This window comes from Psychromonas sp. 14N.309.X.WAT.B.A12 (genome assembly GCF_030397575.1).
Taxonomy (GTDB): domain Bacteria; phylum Pseudomonadota; class Gammaproteobacteria; order Enterobacterales; family Psychromonadaceae; genus Psychromonas.
This window is the reverse complement of sequence record NZ_JAPNXS010000010.1, coordinates 18,672-34,801: the sequence shown is the minus strand read 5'-3', so window position 1 is coordinate 34,801 and position 16,130 is coordinate 18,672. Positions and strand designations below refer to the sequence as shown.

The window sequence follows — 16,130 nt, the reverse complement described above, 5'->3', positions numbered from 1 at the left end:
CGGCGGGTGTAGCTCAGCTGGATAGAGTACCTGGCTACGAACCAGGCGGTCAGGGGTTCGAATCCCTTCACCCGCACCATTCTTTAAAGGCTTACCTTAGGTAAGTTTTTTTGTTTTTAGAGCTTTATTAATATTATTCCCAATAATATTAAACACCAATGCGGGTGTAGCTCAGCTGGATAGAGTACCTGGCTACGAACCAGGCGGTCAGGGGTTCGAATCCCTTCACCCGCACCATTTCTTTGATTATGTTGTTATCCCTAATACCTATCATTATATTTATTCAATAACCTTGAATTATAATTCATTTGTTCTTTATGATTAAACTGCCTGTCTTTATTTATATTATTTATACTTTTTGATGTTTTTAATAAATTATTTAAGTTCTTTTATGCCGTTTATTTTTCTGTCTATTTTTTATTTAGTGATGCTGCATGTTTATTTAGTTTAATTGCAAATTAAGTCATGTTTTGTATAGGAAATTGAAAGCACAAAATGGATAGAAATAACATTAAATAGTGGGTTTTAAATCTCAACTCTGCCTAGTTGGTCAACTTCGCTCACTTTCATTTTATAGGTCAAACCAGTACAATAAACTGCTGCCAGATAATATTTTATTAATAGTGATATATATTAATAAGTTAATTCAATTAAATAACTTATTGTTGATTCATTATTACTAAATCGGAACACTTTCTGGCAGGTATTCAAAGTCCACTTTATTGCAACATGAAAAATACATTTATTGAATAAATATTCACTTTTGTAGTTGTTAGCAGTTAAGTTGGATATTTATAAAAGGATAAGGATACGTCTATGGATATTTCAGGCTCTTTAGTTACTGCTTTAATGTTACTGGGTCTTGGTATGGCATTTGTTTATTTGTTTTTAGGGTTATTATTTATTTGTATTACGTTAATGGCGAAATACATCCCTGCAGATAAACCTGTTGCAACTCCGCAAAGAAAAGCACCAGCTGTTCCTACAGCGAGTGACACTCAGGTTAACCCACAAGTCATTGCTGCTATTACTTCAGCAGTGCAACAATACCGTAAAGCACAATCAGCATAATGGACAAGAAATTAATAAAGGAGCAAGTGAATATGTCTAAGCCTCTAGCAATCACAGAAGTTGTGTTACGTGATGCACACCAATCATTATTTGCAACACGCATGCGCATTGACGATATGCTACCCATTGCAGAGAAACTAGATAAAGTAGGTTACTGGTCTTTAGAGACGTGGGGTGGCGCTACTTTTGATTCATGTATTCGTTATTTAGGTGAAGATCCTTGGGATCGTATTCGCGCACTCAAAGCTGCGATGCCTAATACACCACAACAAATGTTATTAAGAGCACAAAACTTATTAGGTTACCGTCACTATGCTGACGATGTTGTGCAAAAATTTGTTGAGCGCGCACATACTAATGGTGTAGATGTTTTCCGTATTTTTGATGCGATGAACGATCTTCGTAACTTTGATACTGCGATTAAATCTGCAATTGAAGTTGGTGCACATGCACAAGGTACTCTGTCATATACTACTAGCCCTGTGCATACTATCGATGGTTGGGTGGACATGGCAAAACGCCTTGAGGATATGGGCTCCCACTCTATCTGTATTAAAGATATGGCTGGTTTATTAAAGCCTTATGTTGCAGAAGAGCTAGTAACAAAAATTAAAGCCTGTACTGACATTCCATTAGCATTACATTGTCACGCAACCACTGGTCTAAGTGTTGCAACACAACAAAAAGCGATCGATTCTGGTGTTGATATTATCGATACGGCTATCTCATCAATGAGTATGACTTACGGCCATTCACCAACAGAAACATTAGTTTCAATTGTGGAAGGAACTGCACGTGATACAGGCTTAGATCTGCATCAATTAGAAGATATCTCATCTTACTTCCGTGAAGTACGTAAAAAATACGTTAAATTTGAAGGTGAATTAAAAGGGGTTGATCCTCGTATTTTATTGGCGCAAGTACCGGGTGGCATGTTAACCAACATGGAAAGCCAGCTTAAACAGCAAGGTGCTGGTGATAAAATGGATGAAGTATTAAAAGAGATTCCACGTGTTCGTGAAGATCTTGGTTTTATTCCATTAGTAACACCTACTTCGCAAATTGTAGGTACGCAGTCAGTCATTAACGTATTAATGGGTGAACGCTACAAAAACATCACTAAAGAAACGGCTGGTGTATTAAAAGGTGAGTATGGTTCAACACCTGCCCCTGTTAATACTGAACTGCAAGCGAAAGTATTAGATGGGGCAAGTGCAATCACTTGTCGCCCTGCTGATAATATCGCACCAGAAATGGCCTCTATTGAAGCGGAATTCAAAAAGTTAGCGGCAGAGAAAGGCATTAAAATTGCTGAAAATGAAGTAGATGATGCATTGATCTTTGCGCTATTTCCTGAGATTGGCTTAAAATTCCTAGAAAACCGTAATAATCCAGATGCCTTTGAACCTGTACCAAGTGCTGATGATATGGTGGTTGCATCGGCTGCTAAAGAGCCTGAAGCTTATTCTGTTTCTGTTGATGGTCAATTATACACAGTACAAGTTGGCCCTGAGGGGAGTATTGATGGTATTGCGCCAGTTAAAGCTAATGGTGCAGCACTTCAAGCAACAACATCAGGTGCGGCTCCAGTAGCCCCTGTTGCTACAACTGGAGAAGGCGAAGATGTACCGGCACCTTTAGCGGGTAATATTTTTAAAGTATTGTCGAAGGTCGGTGATCAGGTTAATGAAGGTGACGTTTTATTAATCATGGAAGCGATGAAAATGGAAACCGAGATACGTGCGCCTAAATCAGGCACAGTACAAGCAGTGAATATCCGTGAAGGTGATGCGGTTACTGTAGGCGAATCATTGTTCTTAATAGGTTAAGGAAGATAACGTGAATGGATTAATGACACTATGGGCAGATACTGGGATAGCGAACTTCCAGTGGCCTGAGTTAGTGATGATGGCTGTAGGGGCTTTGTTATTGTACCTAGCCATTGCTCGTAAATTTGAACCTTTATTATTATTACCTATTGGGTTTGGCGCTATTTTAGCGAATATCCCTAATGCTGGTTTTAATGATGAAGGTGGCATGCTTTATTACATTTACCATATTGGGATTGAAACAGGGATTTTCCCATTAATCATCTTCATGGGTGTAGGGGCTTTAACTGATTTTGGAGCGCTAATTGCGAATCCTAAGACTTTGTTCTTAGGGGCTGCGGCGCAGTTTGGTATTTTTGCGACATTATTTGGCGCTATTTTATTAAACTTGGTGCCTGGATTCGAGTTTAGCTTAGCGGATGCATCGGCGATTGCCATTATTGGTGGGGCTGATGGACCAACGGCTATTTTCTTAGCTTCTAAACTTGCACCTGATCTATTGGGCGCAATCGCGGTAGCAGCTTATTCATACATGGCATTGGTTCCTATTATCCAACCGCCAATTATGCGTGCGCTAACAACACCTGCAGAGCGTGAGATTAAAATGGAACAGTTACGTCCAGTGAGTAAGAAGGAAAAAATTATTTTTCCGCTGGCCGTATTGTTTATGACCATTCTATTTTTACCTGCGGCTACGCCTCTAGTAGGCATGTTTTGTTTAGGTAATTTGATGCGTGAATCTGGTGTGGTTGATCGTTTAAGTTCTACGGCACAAAACGAGCTGATTAACATTGTGACTATTTTCTTAGGCTTAGGCGTTGGCTCTAAACTGTCTGCAGATAAGTTCTTAAATTTAGAAACATTGGGTATTTTAGGCTTGGGCGCAATTGCCTTTTCAATCGGTACTGCATCAGGAGTCTTAATGGCAAAAGGGATGGGGCGTTTCTCGAAAAGTCCAATCAATCCTCTAATTGGTGCGGCCGGTGTTTCTGCGGTTCCAATGGCTGCTCGTGTAGCGAATAAAGTAGGGTTAGAAGCTAATCCTCATAATTTCCTATTAATGCATGCCATGGGACCCAATGTTGCAGGTGTACTAGGTAGTGCTGTTGCAGCAGGTGTGTTGTTAGCGATTGTTGGTTAACACATTCTCTTAATATAGTTTAATCTCTAAGGCCACTTCATCATAGTGGCCTTTTTTGTTGCTTAATCAATTGGAGTTATCAAGGTTAATGAATGATTACTGGCTGCTATTTAGTAGTGGTTTTATCTCTTCGACGTTATTTCCCGGTGGCTCAGAAGTTTTGTTTGTTTATTATCTGAAACAAACATTGAGTGTAAAGTGGGGATATTTCTTCGCCGTTACACTTGGTAATAGCCTAGGCGCAGTAACCACTTACTTTTTGGGCTATTATTTTTCGTTTGGGCAAGATAAAGCCGCGTTAAAGTATCCTCAAACCTTCGCTTTTTGTAAAAAGTGGGGAAATGCTGCTTTACTGTTAAGCTGGTTACCGGTTATTGGTGACGTTATTTGTTTATTCGCAGGGTGGTTAAAGTTACCACGTGCAACCGCTTTCTTAAATATTGTATTGAGTAAAAGTGTTCGCTATCTATTTTTGATGTGGTTGTTTATTTTTTAATATTGAATAGTTAAGGTCTCGCTTCCGTTAATCAGAACCGAGGTTAGATAATGTTAATTATACTCTTTAGCATTAGAAATACTTTTTTCGGTAGATAAAATAATATAAAGAAGGCCATAAATAGCGGCTTTATTGGAACAAATGTTCATGTTCTGAATTTTACTGGTTAGTTTAAGAAAATCCTTATTTAGTTCAATGAAGTTCAGTGGTAAAGTTAGCGCTCTAAAAATTACTCAGGGGCTTACTTTTGGCTAACAATTTTCAACAGCGTATCACTATCCTCAGCAAATACTCTACAAGTCTCACTGAATTTGGTCGCGGTATAGAGCGCGAAACATTACGTGTTAATGCAGACGGAAAGTTATCTCAGGAGAAGCACCCAAGTGCTTATGGTTGTGCATTAACGCATGACTCGATCACTACTGACTTTGCAGAAAGTTTATTAGAGTTCATTACACCCGTTGCAAAAGGTGTAGATCAACTCTTTGATTATTTAAATGATATTCATCACCACGTGGCTGTTAATTTACCAAGTGAGCAATACTTATGGCCAATGAGTATGCCTTGTTATGTACAAACTGAAGATCACGTTGAATTAGCACAGTTCGGTACTTCTAATATTGGTCGAATGAAAACAACTTATCGTCAAGGTTTGAAAAATCGTTACGGTAGTATGATGCAGATTATCTCAGGCGTGCATTATAACTTTTCACTCCCTGCTGATTTTTGGGATGTTTGGGCTAAACTCCACAACTCTCCTTTAACAGGCCAAGCTGCACAATCAGCAGGTTATATGGGCTTGATTCGTAACTACTTACGTTATGGTTGGGTCATCCCTTATTTATTTGGTGCTTCGCCTGCAATTTGTAAATCTTTTCTACAAGGTAAAGAGACTAAGTTATCTTTCGAAACAACGGGTAAGGGGACTATCTATTTACCTTACGGTACCTCATTACGATTAAGTGATTTAGGCTATACCAACAGTTCTCAGTCAGGCTTAAACATTTGTTATAATAGTTTAGATGATTACTTAAGCAGTGTGCGTAAGGCTTTGTCAATGAAAGATCCTAGCTTCACTGAAATGGGAATTGTAAAAGAAGGTGAGTACTTACAGCTTAATGACAATGTGTTACAAATTGAAAATGAATTATACGCATCGATTCGTGCAAAGCGCGTACAAACTGCAAATGAAACGCCATCTCAAGCACTAAAAGCACGTGGTATTGAGTATATTGAGATCCGTTCGTTGGATGTTAATCCATTTTGTAAGTTAGGCATTACTAAAGAGCAAGTACATTTCTTAGACTTATTCCTAACTTGGTGTGCAAGCATTGATTCTCCTGAATTATCTCAGCAAGAATATAAAGCCTGCGCAAGCAACTTTAATGAAGTCGTTACACGTGGTCGTGATCCACAGTTAACGTTGGAGATTGCACAGCAAACTTTAGATATTGCAGGTTGGGGAGAATGGTTAAATTCTCAGCTGATGGAAATGGCGGTTTTATTAGATAAAAACAACAGTGATGACTGCTACCAAAATGCAATGCGACATATTAGCCCTCGTTTCAGTCACCCTGAAAATACCAGTTCAGCACGTATTTTAGAGCGTATTAAACAGACGCAAGGGGATAATGGTTCATTAGCGTTACAGTTGAGTAAACAGTATAAAGCTGAATTGACTGAGCAATCTTATACTATTTGGTCTGACCAAGAGTTTGCAGAGCAAAAACAACAGTCTATTGTTAAACAAAAGCAGATTGAAGATGCAGATACATTGTCTTTCCCTGATTTCTTAGCAAACTATTTTGCTAATGCCAATAAACAGTAGCCAAGATTAAAGAAGTAGATAAAGCCACTTATTTACTTCTTTTTTAAACATAGTGTTATGGCGATTAACCTCGTTGTTACTTAGTTTGTAAAGTTAGTGAACTGGCGCAATAACTCTACTCTTTTGATGAGCGAAAAAACTGTAAAGTGGGGAATAAAATCAAATGTATTTAGTTAAAAAATTAAGTATTTTACTTGTCCCTATATCGTTAATGGCTTGCTCTACAGCTCCTCCTGAAAACCCAGAAAATATTTGTGATATCTTTTTTGAATATCGTGACTGGTACTCCGCCTCTAAAGAGATGAATGAACGTTGGGGTACGCCTATTCATGTGCCTATGGCTATGATGTATCAAGAAAGTAGCTTTAAACATGATGCCGCTCCACCAATGGAGTACTTTTGGTTTATTCCGATTGGACGAGTGAGTGATGCCTATGGTTATGCTCAAGCACGTGACGCTGCGTGGGGGGATTACCAAAAAGAATCTGGTAACAGTTGGTCGGATCGAGACGACTTTGGTGATGCTATCGATTTTATGGGATGGTTTACTAATAAAACCCATAAAATAAACGGTATATCGAAGTGGGATGCATATAACCAATATTTGAATTATCATGAAGGCTGGACCGGTTATAAGAATAAAACCTATAACCAAAAAGCTTGGTTGATTAATGTATCGAAAAAAGTTGATGCTCGTTCCAAGCGTTATGCAACACAGTTAAGAGGTTGCCAAGAAAATTTAGATTCAAGCTGGTTATGGCGTTTATTCTTCACATAACAGGCTTAAATTAAACTTATTAAATAAAACACGTCACTTAGTAAAAAGGAAAGACCATGCCATTATTAGATAGCTTTACCGTTGATCATACGATCATGAAAGCACCTGCTGTGCGTATTGCTAAAACAATGCAAACGCCAAGCAAAGATACTATTACTGTCTTTGACCTACGCTTTACCGCTCCTAATAAGGATATTTTATCAGAGAAGGGGATTCATACACTTGAGCACCTTTATGCTGGGTTTATGCGTGATCACTTAAATAGCGATACAGTAGAGATCATTGATATTTCACCAATGGGTTGTCGCACAGGTTTTTACATGAGCCTGATCGGCGCACCAAGTGAAGATCAAGTAGGTAAAGCTTGGTTGGCAGCGATGCAAGACGTATTAAACGTTGCCGATCAAAATGAGATACCTGAGTTGAATGAATACCAATGTGGTACCTATGCAATGCACTCACTTGAAGAAGCAAAAGATATTGCACAAGCAATCATTGATGCGGGTGTTGGTGTAAACAAAAATGACGATATCTCTTTATCAGAAGCACAATTACAAGCATTGTAATTCAACTGATTAACCATTCATCATCTAAAAGGCTGCTTTGCAGCCTTTTTTATTTTTAGTAAAAAACAATTGGTATAACTTGTTTCATATCAAGTATCAAAATAATTGATAGTTTACATTGATAGCAAATCAATCATCAATGAAAGATTATGAAATATACATTGAAACAACTGCAAGTTTTTAACGCTATTGCTAGTAACGAAGGGGTTAGTAGAGCTGCCGATGAGTTATGCATGACACAATCTGCTGTTAGCATGTCTTTAGCACAACTTGAAAACTTATTAGATAGACCTTTATTTATTCGTCATGGCAATCGCTTAACCTTAAGCCACTGGGGACGTTGGTTGAGACCACAAGCCAGAAAACTCATTCAAAACGCACAACAAATTGAACAGGGGTTAAAAGATCAGAATCTGATTAGCGGCTCTCTATCATTATGTGCAAGTCAAACTCCTGCTAAACATCTTTTACCGCGTTTAATCAGTAATATTGATAGTGATTTCCCTGAGTTACGTATTGAATTGAGCATTAAGAATAGTGAAGAAGTGATTCGAGGGCTATTAAATCATGAATTTGAATTAGGTATTATTGAAGCGAGAAATGATGATAGCAGAGTCATGCAAGAAGCAATTGTTGATGATCATCTTGTGGTCTTCACAAATCCTTACCATCCTTATGCTAATGATCAAAAAGTGAACTTGGCTCGTTTAGAGCAAGCTCGATGGATACTGCGAGAGCATGGTTCAGGAACCAGAAGAATTTTTGAAAGTGCAGTTTATGGACTAATTGAACAACTGGATGTGTGGAAAGAGTATGAAAGTGTTGCTGTGATTAAAGAGCTAGTAAAAAATGGTGTTTACTTAGGTTGCTTGCCTTTACTAGATGTTCATCAAGAGGTGGCAAATGGAGAATTAGTTATTCTAGACACCCCTGATTTGAATATGCATCGTAGCTTATCCTTTGTTTGGTTAAATGAGTTAGGTGAAAACCCTTTAAAAGAGTGTGTGATGACCGAAGCAAAACGCTTGGTTCGAGATGCTAAAAAAAATAAAGTTAACCATTTTTATGATTAACTTTATAGTTTTAGCTATCAAGCGACCTTTCAACTAAGCCGCTTGATTATCGTTTTCATTATTAGATTGAGTGCTGTTGACTTGATTCGTTTCAGGTGAAAAATCACGTAACAAATAATCGGTAATATGTTGACGACTGATTGTGGCAACGACTTGCCCATTGTCTATCACCGGATAAATAGAGGGGCGTTTAGCCGCTGCTTTGTTGAGGCGTTGTTTATAATCTAAATATTGACTAGACAGTAACACTCCTGAGTCACTGACAGGGTAAAGAACCGTTTTATCCACAGTCATAAACTCAATGAGTTCAGACACGCTTTGTTCGGGGGTGACACTAAGCACTTCAGTTTGCATGACATCGTTTACCGTTAATTCACTGTCTAGTTCGAAATCGTTAGCCCACCATGAGCGTAATAAATCCTGTTCTGAGACAAACCCTATTAAATTATTTTCTGTATTAACGACCACCGCGCCACGTACCTTGTGTGTTGATAATTGTAGTAAAGCTGATGCCGCGCTTTGTTTCGCCGTTAACTTTAGTGCTTGTGTATCCATAATTTGAGCTACGGTTAATTGTGTAAGTGATGAATTGTTCATGATTGAAACTCCTTGTGCTGGAAGGTGGATAGCTGCTGAAGTAGCTGTATATGTGTTTACTTGATGCTGTTCGATCGAAGTGTCTGTTTTGATTAAAGTTTGTGGTGCTGAGTCATAAATAAACCAATAACCTAAGCCAACCATGACACCTCCTCCTACGATATTGCCAAGTGTTACTGGAATGAGGTTGCTGGTAACAAAGTGACTCACGGTTAGGTCGGCGAAACTATTGACGTTATACCCCAGTGATAGAAGGTATTCAGGGGAGACGGTGTTTTGTAAAACAATACCTAAAGGCACCATGAATAAATTTGCAATGCTATGTTCAAAACCACTGCTAACAAACATTGCAACGGGCAGGATCAGTAGTAGTGATTTAGTTAACATATCTTTGCTGCTGAATGTCATCCAAATCCCTAGGCAAACTAATAGGTTACATAACACTCCTAATGAGAAGGCCTCTAACCAAGTATGATGAATTTTATGTTGTGCAAGCTTGAGTACACTTAATCCCCATTGGCCACTATCAAGTAGGTACATTTTGCCACCGACGACTAATAGCAGAATTAACATTGCCCCTACAAAGTTACCGATATAAACACGCCCCCAACAAGCTAATAGCTGTTTACTATTGAGTTTACCTTGTGCCCAAGCAACACTACTTAATAAGGTACTAGTAAAGAGTTCTGCGCCGCAGACAACGACTAATATAAGGCCAAGGCTAAAAGCAATACCGCCTGCTAGTCTGGTTAATCCCCAGGATGAGGTGTCTGATCCGGTTGTAACGGTAACGTAAAAAACAAAAGCAATGGCGATGAATATCCCGGCAAACACTGATAGACCAAAAGAGTGCCGTATGCTTTTATTAATTTTATGTAATCCATATTGACTCACCTCTAATAAAGGCGAGGCTAATGGCATTTGTTTGATCGTATTTTCATTTATGCTGCTAGTGGGTTGATTCATATTCAATCACTAAGCCTCCGAAGTATGTGTGAATAAAATGTTTAAATAGCGTTGTTGATTCGCTATAAAAACAATACGACGATTAGCTAAAGAAGAATATTTGATAGTTTTTATTATCACTATCAAGAATATTGATAGTGATTTTTGAAGATGTCTTATTAAGAATTGAACGTTTGATATTACTAATATGGATTGTTTAATGTTTTAAAGGAGTCGTATTAATATCATTGGTTAGTGTTTAAGTAATAAATATTACCGTAGAGGACTTGATGTTTGAATTGTGGATAATTGTCATAGCTAACCGCAACTAAAGTGGTTAGCTATGATGTAATGGATTTTTGAGGCGTTTGATTTATCTATTTATGGGTTTTCTTCCGTATACAGTGCAGGCAGAATTTTAACTAACTTAACCATGTTATTTTCCACTTCCATTATTTCCATTGGGTAACCACAAATTCGAGTACTCACGGCTGAAGTTGGAATGGTCTCTAAGTGCTCTAGAATTAATCCATTTAATGTACGCGGACCATCGGTAGGTAATGACCAGCCCATCTCTTTATTGAGGTCTCGTATGCCAATACTACCTTCAATAATGTAACTATCATCTTGCTGTTTGTGTATCTCTTCAGAACTATGTGGTTCATGCGTTGTAGTGAAGTCACCTACAATCTCTTCAAGAATATCAGCTAAGGTTACTAGGCCTTGAATATCACCGTATTCATCAACTACTAAACCCATACGTTCTTTATTTTGTTGGAATTTTATTAATTGGGTATTGAGTGGAGTACCTTCAGGAATGAAGTACAACTCACGTACACTTCGTAATAAAGTTGTTTTTGAGAAATCTTCTTTCAAAAAATTAAGCAAAGAGTCTCGTGCATGTAAAAAACCAATGGCATCATCAATCGTATCTCGATAAAGCAGAGTCATGGTATGAGTACGATGTTTTAGTTGCTTTAATATGGTTTCCCAATCTTGATTAATGTCGATTGCGGCAATTTCATTACGCGGCACCATAATTTCATCAACAGTGACTTTTTCTAATTCTAAAATACTTAGTAGCATTTGTTGGTGATGCTCTGGGATCATTGAACCTGCTTCATTCACCACTGACCTTAATTCATCACTTGAAAGGGCGTTATCACTTTGTTCATTAACATTAATACCAAATATTCTTAAAAGACCATTAGATATACCATTAATACACCAAACAAACGGACTGAGCAGTTTTTGTAATGGTGCAAGCAATACTGAACTTGGGAAAGCTATTTTTTCAGGGTATAAAACAGCTAGTGTTTTTGGTGTGACTTCTGCAAAAATTAGTATCACAAAGGTTAATACACCCGTTGCGATAGCAATACCGGCATCGCCAAATAAACGTTGTCCGATAATGGTGGCAATCGCTGATGCTAAAATGTTCACTAAGTTATTACCAATCAAAATTAACCCGATGAGTTTATCTGGTTTATTTAATAACTTTTCAACACGTAGAGCAGTTTTATTTTTATCTTCAGCTAAGTGGCGTAAGCGGTAGCGATTCAAAGACATCATACTGGTTTCAGAGCTTGAAAAATAAGCCGAAATGATGATTAAAATGACTAAGCTAATAAATAGTGCACTTGTAGGTATATCGTTCAAAAGTTGTCTCTATGGTTGCTTTAAAAAAATTACATTAATAACCTCGATATTAGCGAAGAAACTCCGATATAACAAAGTAGATTTTCGAAAAATGAATATTAATAATTAATTTTTGATAGAAACCATAAAAGCCTTGAATAAGTTTCATCAAAGAAGATGATTTGGTTGATTTTTATATTTAAAAACGACCGTTATTTTTATCTACTTTGACTATGCTGAATGCTGTTCATTATAATTTAATTAATTCTTTTTTATTCCTCTTAATTGCTTGTTTTTCATGCATATTACAGTAGATAATAGGCCCTTTTTTATAAGGGAATATAATTATCAAATCACTTCTTATTTTATCCATGTTGCCACTCTCTTTATCACTTCACGCAGCAAATACACAAATACAGTCTTTTTCCAGCGCAAAGAAGAAACTGGAAAAAGAGATTTATTTAACTTCTCAAGATCGTCACACCTTATATTGTGAAGCTGAGTTTGATAGTAAGAAAAACATTATTCCACCTAATGGTTTTGAAAGTGACAAGTATCAAAAAAGAGCAAAACGCGTCGAGTGGGAACATGTCGTACCTGCAGAGAACTTTGGTCGTAACTTTAGCGAATGGCGTACTGGTAACCCAATTTGTGTGACCAGTAAGGGGGAGGCTTATAAAGGACGACGTTGTGCTGAAAAAGCCAATGAAGAGTATCGTTATATGCAAGCAGATATGTATAACTTATACCCAGCTATTGGCTCCGTTAACGCTAGTCGCCGTAATTATAATTTTGTGATGTTAGGCGATATTAAAAACAGTTTTGGTAGCTGTGCCATGAAAATTGAAAACAGTAAAGCGGAGCCCCCAGTAGCAAGTCGTGGTGTTATTGCGCGTACTTACTTATACATGGATAGTTTTTATGACCATTATAAAATGAGTAAGCAGCAGCGCCAATTAATGAATGCTTGGAATAAAACTTATCCTGTGAGTGCTTGGGAATGTGAGCGAGCTAAGCGTATTAGTAAAATTCAGGGAAGTAATAATGAGATTCTTGAACAAAGCTGCCAAGCGGCTGGTTTTAATTAGGAAAATAAAGGACGTTAGATAATAAAGAAAGCAGCATATTATAGTGATGCTGCTTTCTTTATAAATACCATTTTATCTATAAAAATATTATAGAATTATTTCTCGTACTACTCGGCTACCGAAGTAAGCCAGCGTTAATAGTGATGAGCCTGCTATGGTAATGTAAATAACTAAACGCCCACGCCAACCATTCTTGTAATGGCCCCACAATAACACGGCATACACCACCCAAGCGATCATGGTTAATATTGCTTTATGTGCATTCTCAGATTCAAACATATCCTCTAAGAAAATAAAGCCAGTTACTAAGGTTCCAGTTAATAAAATAAAACCAATAAAGATCAGTTGAAATAGGCTTTTTTCTAAGGTCATTAGTGGCGGTAGATTAACTTTACCCAGCAGCATTTTATGCTTCTTTAAACGGTGGTCTACATAAGCAAGTTGCATCGCAAATAGACTAGCAATGGTCATCAATGCATAGGCGAGAATGGCTAAAATAATATGTAAACCAAGCTGTGGATGATTTTCTAAATGGGTAATGTAATGGCTCGGTAAAAACATAAGTGCAATAAAGTTGATTGCATTAAACCCGTAAACAATTGGTAATAGTACGCCTGTGTTAATTTTTTTACTCATCGCAAAAGAGAGTAGCGCAATCACAAAAGTCGCTAATGACAAAACATTTAAGATAGGGAGGTTTTGACCGTTAATCAGAAATATATGTTGATATAACCAAAATGCATGCGTTAATAAAGCAATACTTGATAGGCTTATCAATGGAAAAGTAAGAGTCTGATTACGTGAAAAAAGCTGACGACTAGCATGAACGCCACTTAGTACATAAAATACAATGCTGATAATGGCCAGTAGATCCATATGTTGTTACCTATTGTCATAAAATGAGTCTGTTTAGGGCTCACATTATAAGCTTTATTAGGCAGATGAGAAGTTAATAGTATTTTTCATTGGTCACAAAAGCAATTATAACTATTATCATTTAGATTTTTTATATTATGGTTACAATCAAAATAGTTAAATGTGAGAATTAGTAGAAGGTAATGGCATTAACGATGAGGTGGCACTAAACAATCACAATTGCTGTTGTATTTTGCACCTTGGGTGATAACGGGTATAATAGCAGAATCCTAATAATTTATAGCAATGAGTCATAAACATGTTTGAGAACTTAACGGACAGATTGTCGAAAACGCTGAAAAATATCAGCGGCAAAGGTCGATTAACAGAAGATAATATCAAAGGTACATTACGCGAAGTGCGTATGGCACTGTTAGAAGCGGATGTAGCATTACCTGTTGTTCGTGATTTTATTCAAGCAGTTAAAAAGCGTGCTATCGGTAGAGAAGTGACTAAAACACTAAATCCAGGGCAAGCGTTTATCAAGATCGTACAAAGCGAGCTTGAATTAGCAATGGGTGAAGTAAATGAAAACTTAAATCTAGCAACCCAGCCGCCAGCTGTATTATTGATGGCTGGTTTGCAAGGTGCGGGTAAAACCACCTCTGTTGCTAAACTTTCATTACTATTAAAAAACAAAGAGAAAAAGTCTGTTCTAGTCGTGAGTGCGGATATTTACCGTCCAGCGGCAATCAAACAATTAGAAACCTTAGCATCTGAGGTTGATGTTGAGTTCTTTCCAAGTGATATCACGCAAAAGCCAATCGATATTGCTAATGCAGCTATTGCGCATGCAAAAAAGAAATTCATTGATGTAGTTATTGTCGATACTGCCGGTCGTTTACACGTTGATGGCGAAATGATGAATGAGATTAAAGATCTTCATCAAGCGATTAACCCAGTTGAAACACTGTTTGTTGTTGATGCAATGACTGGTCAAGATGCCGCTAATACAGCACAAGCGTTTAACGAAGCTTTACCATTAACCGGTGTTATCCTAACTAAAGCCGATGGTGATGCACGTGGTGGTGCAGCGTTATCTATTCGCCATATTACTGGTAAACCGATTAAGTTTATCGGTATGGGGGAGAAAATTGATGCGCTAGAGCCATTCTACCCAGATCGTATTGCCTCTCGTATCTTAGGCATGGGTGATGTGCTTTCATTAATTGAAGAGCTTGAAACCAAAGTCGATAAAGATAAAGCGGCAAAATTAGCGAGCAAAGTACAAAAAGGTAAAGGTTTTGATCTGGAAGACTTCCGTGACCAGTTAGTGCAAATGAAAAGCATGGGTGGCATGATGGGGATGATGGATAAATTACCGGGTATGTCGAATGTGCCTGAGGCGATGAAAAGCCAAGTTAACGATAAAGCAACCAATCAAATGGAAGCGATCATTAATTCTATGACCAAAAAAGAGCGTGCTAAACCTGAAATTATTAAAGGCGGACGTAAGCGTCGTATTGCGATGGGCTCTGGTACTCAAATACAAGATGTGAACAAACTACTTAAACAGTTTACGCAAATGCAGAAGATGATGAAAAAAATGTCTGGTAAAGGCGGTATGCGTAAGATGATGGGTGGAATGCAAGGCATGATGGGTGGTGGTATGCCTGGAATGGGTGGCGGCATGCCTGGTGGGATGAAAATGCCTCCTGGTTTAGGTGGTTTCCGTAAAAAATAAGCGTCCATAAAGCTTAGCTAAATTGGTTCTAAAGCCCCGTTGAAAGCGATTCGACGGGGCTTTTTGCTTTTTTAGTCTTAAGTACCCTTTGTAAATTGTGATTTTGATTGTTCTTTTCTCAAATAAGAGTATAATTTTGCGGCTTTCTACAGAAGCAGGTGGTCAGAATTCACTGACTTTCGACGTTTAACAATATAAAGAGGACGATATGGTAACTATTCGTTTAGCTCGTGGTGGCGCTAAAAAACGCCCATTCTACCAAGTGGTAGTAACTGATAGCCGTAGCCCACGTGACGGCCGTTTCCTTGAAAAAGTTGGTTTCTTTAACCCAACAGCACAAGGTCAATCAGAAAAATTACGTTTAGATACAGATCGCATCAACCATTGGGTTGGTCTTGGCGCACAGCTAAGTGATCGTGTAGCTAAATTAGTAAAAGATAACGCAGTAGCTGCTTAATTGCAGTTAGGTGAAGGGGATATT

14 protein-coding genes and 2 tRNA genes are annotated in these 16,130 nt (G+C 37.9%); 13 read left to right on the top strand and 3 right to left on the bottom strand.

The genetic code is table 11. From position 1 onward, the window contains the following. The first annotated feature begins 2 nt into the window (after window positions 1–2). The 10 genes from OW492_RS13155 (at window position 3) to OW492_RS13110 (ending at window position 8,782) form a co-directional block, all read left to right on the top strand. Window positions 3–79, top strand: a tRNA-Arg gene (locus tag OW492_RS13155). Between the two features lie 81 nt (window positions 80–160). Beyond that, window positions 161–237: transfer RNA gene (locus tag OW492_RS13150), tRNA-Arg, on the top strand. A gap of 579 nt (window positions 238–816) precedes the next feature. Continuing rightward, the gene (locus OW492_RS13145; RefSeq protein WP_113818313.1) at window positions 817–1,071 is read left to right on the top strand and encodes an OadG family transporter subunit; all 255 of its coding nucleotides are present in this window, start codon (window positions 817–819) and stop codon (window positions 1,069–1,071) included. Window positions 1,072–1,103: 32 nt separating this feature from the next. Further along, complete coding sequence (gene oadA / locus OW492_RS13140; protein ID WP_290040596.1) at window positions 1,104–2,900, top strand: sodium-extruding oxaloacetate decarboxylase subunit alpha; 1,797 nt, start codon at window positions 1,104–1,106, stop codon at window positions 2,898–2,900. A 10-nt stretch (window positions 2,901–2,910) separates the two neighbouring features. Continuing rightward, window positions 2,911–4,041 (top strand): sodium ion-translocating decarboxylase subunit beta, encoded by a 1,131-nt coding sequence (locus tag OW492_RS13135; protein WP_290040595.1) that lies wholly within the window; start codon window positions 2,911–2,913, stop codon window positions 4,039–4,041. Between the two features lie 88 nt (window positions 4,042–4,129). Continuing rightward, window positions 4,130–4,537, top strand: a complete 408-nt coding sequence (locus OW492_RS13130) for a DedA family protein (protein WP_290040589.1) — start codon at window positions 4,130–4,132, stop codon at window positions 4,535–4,537. 247 nt (window positions 4,538–4,784) lie between these two features. Beyond that, window positions 4,785–6,365 (top strand): glutamate--cysteine ligase, encoded by a 1,581-nt coding sequence (gene gshA / locus OW492_RS13125; RefSeq protein ID WP_290040587.1) that lies wholly within the window; start codon window positions 4,785–4,787, stop codon window positions 6,363–6,365. 163 nt (window positions 6,366–6,528) lie between these two features. Continuing rightward, window positions 6,529–7,143 (top strand): hypothetical protein, encoded by a 615-nt coding sequence (locus OW492_RS13120; RefSeq protein ID WP_290040585.1) that lies wholly within the window; start codon window positions 6,529–6,531, stop codon window positions 7,141–7,143. A gap of 56 nt (window positions 7,144–7,199) precedes the next feature. Continuing rightward, the gene (luxS, locus tag OW492_RS13115) at window positions 7,200–7,709 is read left to right on the top strand and encodes an S-ribosylhomocysteine lyase (protein WP_290040583.1); all 510 of its coding nucleotides are present in this window, start codon (window positions 7,200–7,202) and stop codon (window positions 7,707–7,709) included. Between the two features lie 149 nt (window positions 7,710–7,858). Beyond that, a complete protein-coding gene (locus tag OW492_RS13110) occupies window positions 7,859–8,782 on the top strand; it encodes a LysR substrate-binding domain-containing protein (protein WP_290040581.1) in 924 nt (307 codons plus the stop codon). A 33-nt stretch (window positions 8,783–8,815) separates the two neighbouring features. On the opposite strand, the gene focA is transcribed toward OW492_RS13110, so the two are convergent. Both focA and OW492_RS13100 read right to left on the bottom strand, forming a co-directional pair. After that, on the bottom strand, window positions 8,816–10,345 hold the full coding sequence (gene focA, locus OW492_RS13105; protein WP_290040579.1) for a formate transporter FocA: 1,530 nt from the start codon (window positions 10,343–10,345) through the stop codon (window positions 8,816–8,818). A 360-nt stretch (window positions 10,346–10,705) separates the two neighbouring features. Beyond that, window positions 10,706–11,983 (bottom strand): CNNM domain-containing protein, encoded by a 1,278-nt coding sequence (locus OW492_RS13100; protein WP_290040577.1) that lies wholly within the window; start codon window positions 11,981–11,983, stop codon window positions 10,706–10,708. A gap of 350 nt (window positions 11,984–12,333) precedes the next feature. Between OW492_RS13100 and OW492_RS13095 the strand changes: the two genes are divergently transcribed. Next, a complete protein-coding gene (locus tag OW492_RS13095; protein ID WP_290040575.1) occupies window positions 12,334–13,050 on the top strand; it encodes an endonuclease in 717 nt (238 codons plus the stop codon). Between the two features lie 87 nt (window positions 13,051–13,137). Here the strand turns inward: OW492_RS13095 and ccsA are convergent, their stop codons facing one another. Then, on the bottom strand, window positions 13,138–13,926 hold the full coding sequence (ccsA, locus tag OW492_RS13090) for a cytochrome c biogenesis protein CcsA (protein WP_290040573.1): 789 nt from the start codon (window positions 13,924–13,926) through the stop codon (window positions 13,138–13,140). Window positions 13,927–14,224: 298 nt separating this feature from the next. On the opposite strand from ccsA, the gene ffh reads away from it, so the two are divergent. Further along, window positions 14,225–15,649 (top strand): signal recognition particle protein, encoded by a 1,425-nt coding sequence (gene ffh / locus OW492_RS13085; protein ID WP_290040571.1) that lies wholly within the window; start codon window positions 14,225–14,227, stop codon window positions 15,647–15,649. 208 nt (window positions 15,650–15,857) lie between these two features. After that, a complete protein-coding gene (gene rpsP / locus OW492_RS13080) occupies window positions 15,858–16,106 on the top strand; it encodes a 30S ribosomal protein S16 (protein ID WP_028869134.1) in 249 nt (82 codons plus the stop codon). Window positions 16,107–16,130 lie beyond the last annotated feature (24 nt).

Coding starts and splice junctions, on each gene's coding strand:
- OW492_RS13120 (WP_290040585.1), top strand. CDS start 6,529: ATGTATTTAGTTAAAAAATTAAGTATTTTACTTGTCCCTATATCGTTA.
- oadA (WP_290040596.1), top strand. CDS start 1,104: ATGTCTAAGCCTCTAGCAATCACAGAAGTTGTGTTACGTGATGCACAC.
- OW492_RS13130 (WP_290040589.1), top strand. CDS start 4,130: ATGAATGATTACTGGCTGCTATTTAGTAGTGGTTTTATCTCTTCGACG.
- ffh (WP_290040571.1), top strand. CDS start 14,225: ATGTTTGAGAACTTAACGGACAGATTGTCGAAAACGCTGAAAAATATC.
- ccsA (WP_290040573.1), bottom strand. CDS start 13,926: ATGGATCTACTGGCCATTATCAGCATTGTATTTTATGTACTAAGTGGC.
- OW492_RS13095 (WP_290040575.1), top strand. CDS start 12,334: ATGTTGCCACTCTCTTTATCACTTCACGCAGCAAATACACAAATACAG.
- rpsP (WP_028869134.1), top strand. CDS start 15,858: ATGGTAACTATTCGTTTAGCTCGTGGTGGCGCTAAAAAACGCCCATTC.
- luxS (WP_290040583.1), top strand. CDS start 7,200: ATGCCATTATTAGATAGCTTTACCGTTGATCATACGATCATGAAAGCA.
- OW492_RS13145 (WP_113818313.1), top strand. CDS start 817: ATGGATATTTCAGGCTCTTTAGTTACTGCTTTAATGTTACTGGGTCTT.
- focA (WP_290040579.1), bottom strand. CDS start 10,345: ATGAATCAACCCACTAGCAGCATAAATGAAAATACGATCAAACAAATG.
- OW492_RS13110 (WP_290040581.1), top strand. CDS start 7,859: ATGAAATATACATTGAAACAACTGCAAGTTTTTAACGCTATTGCTAGT.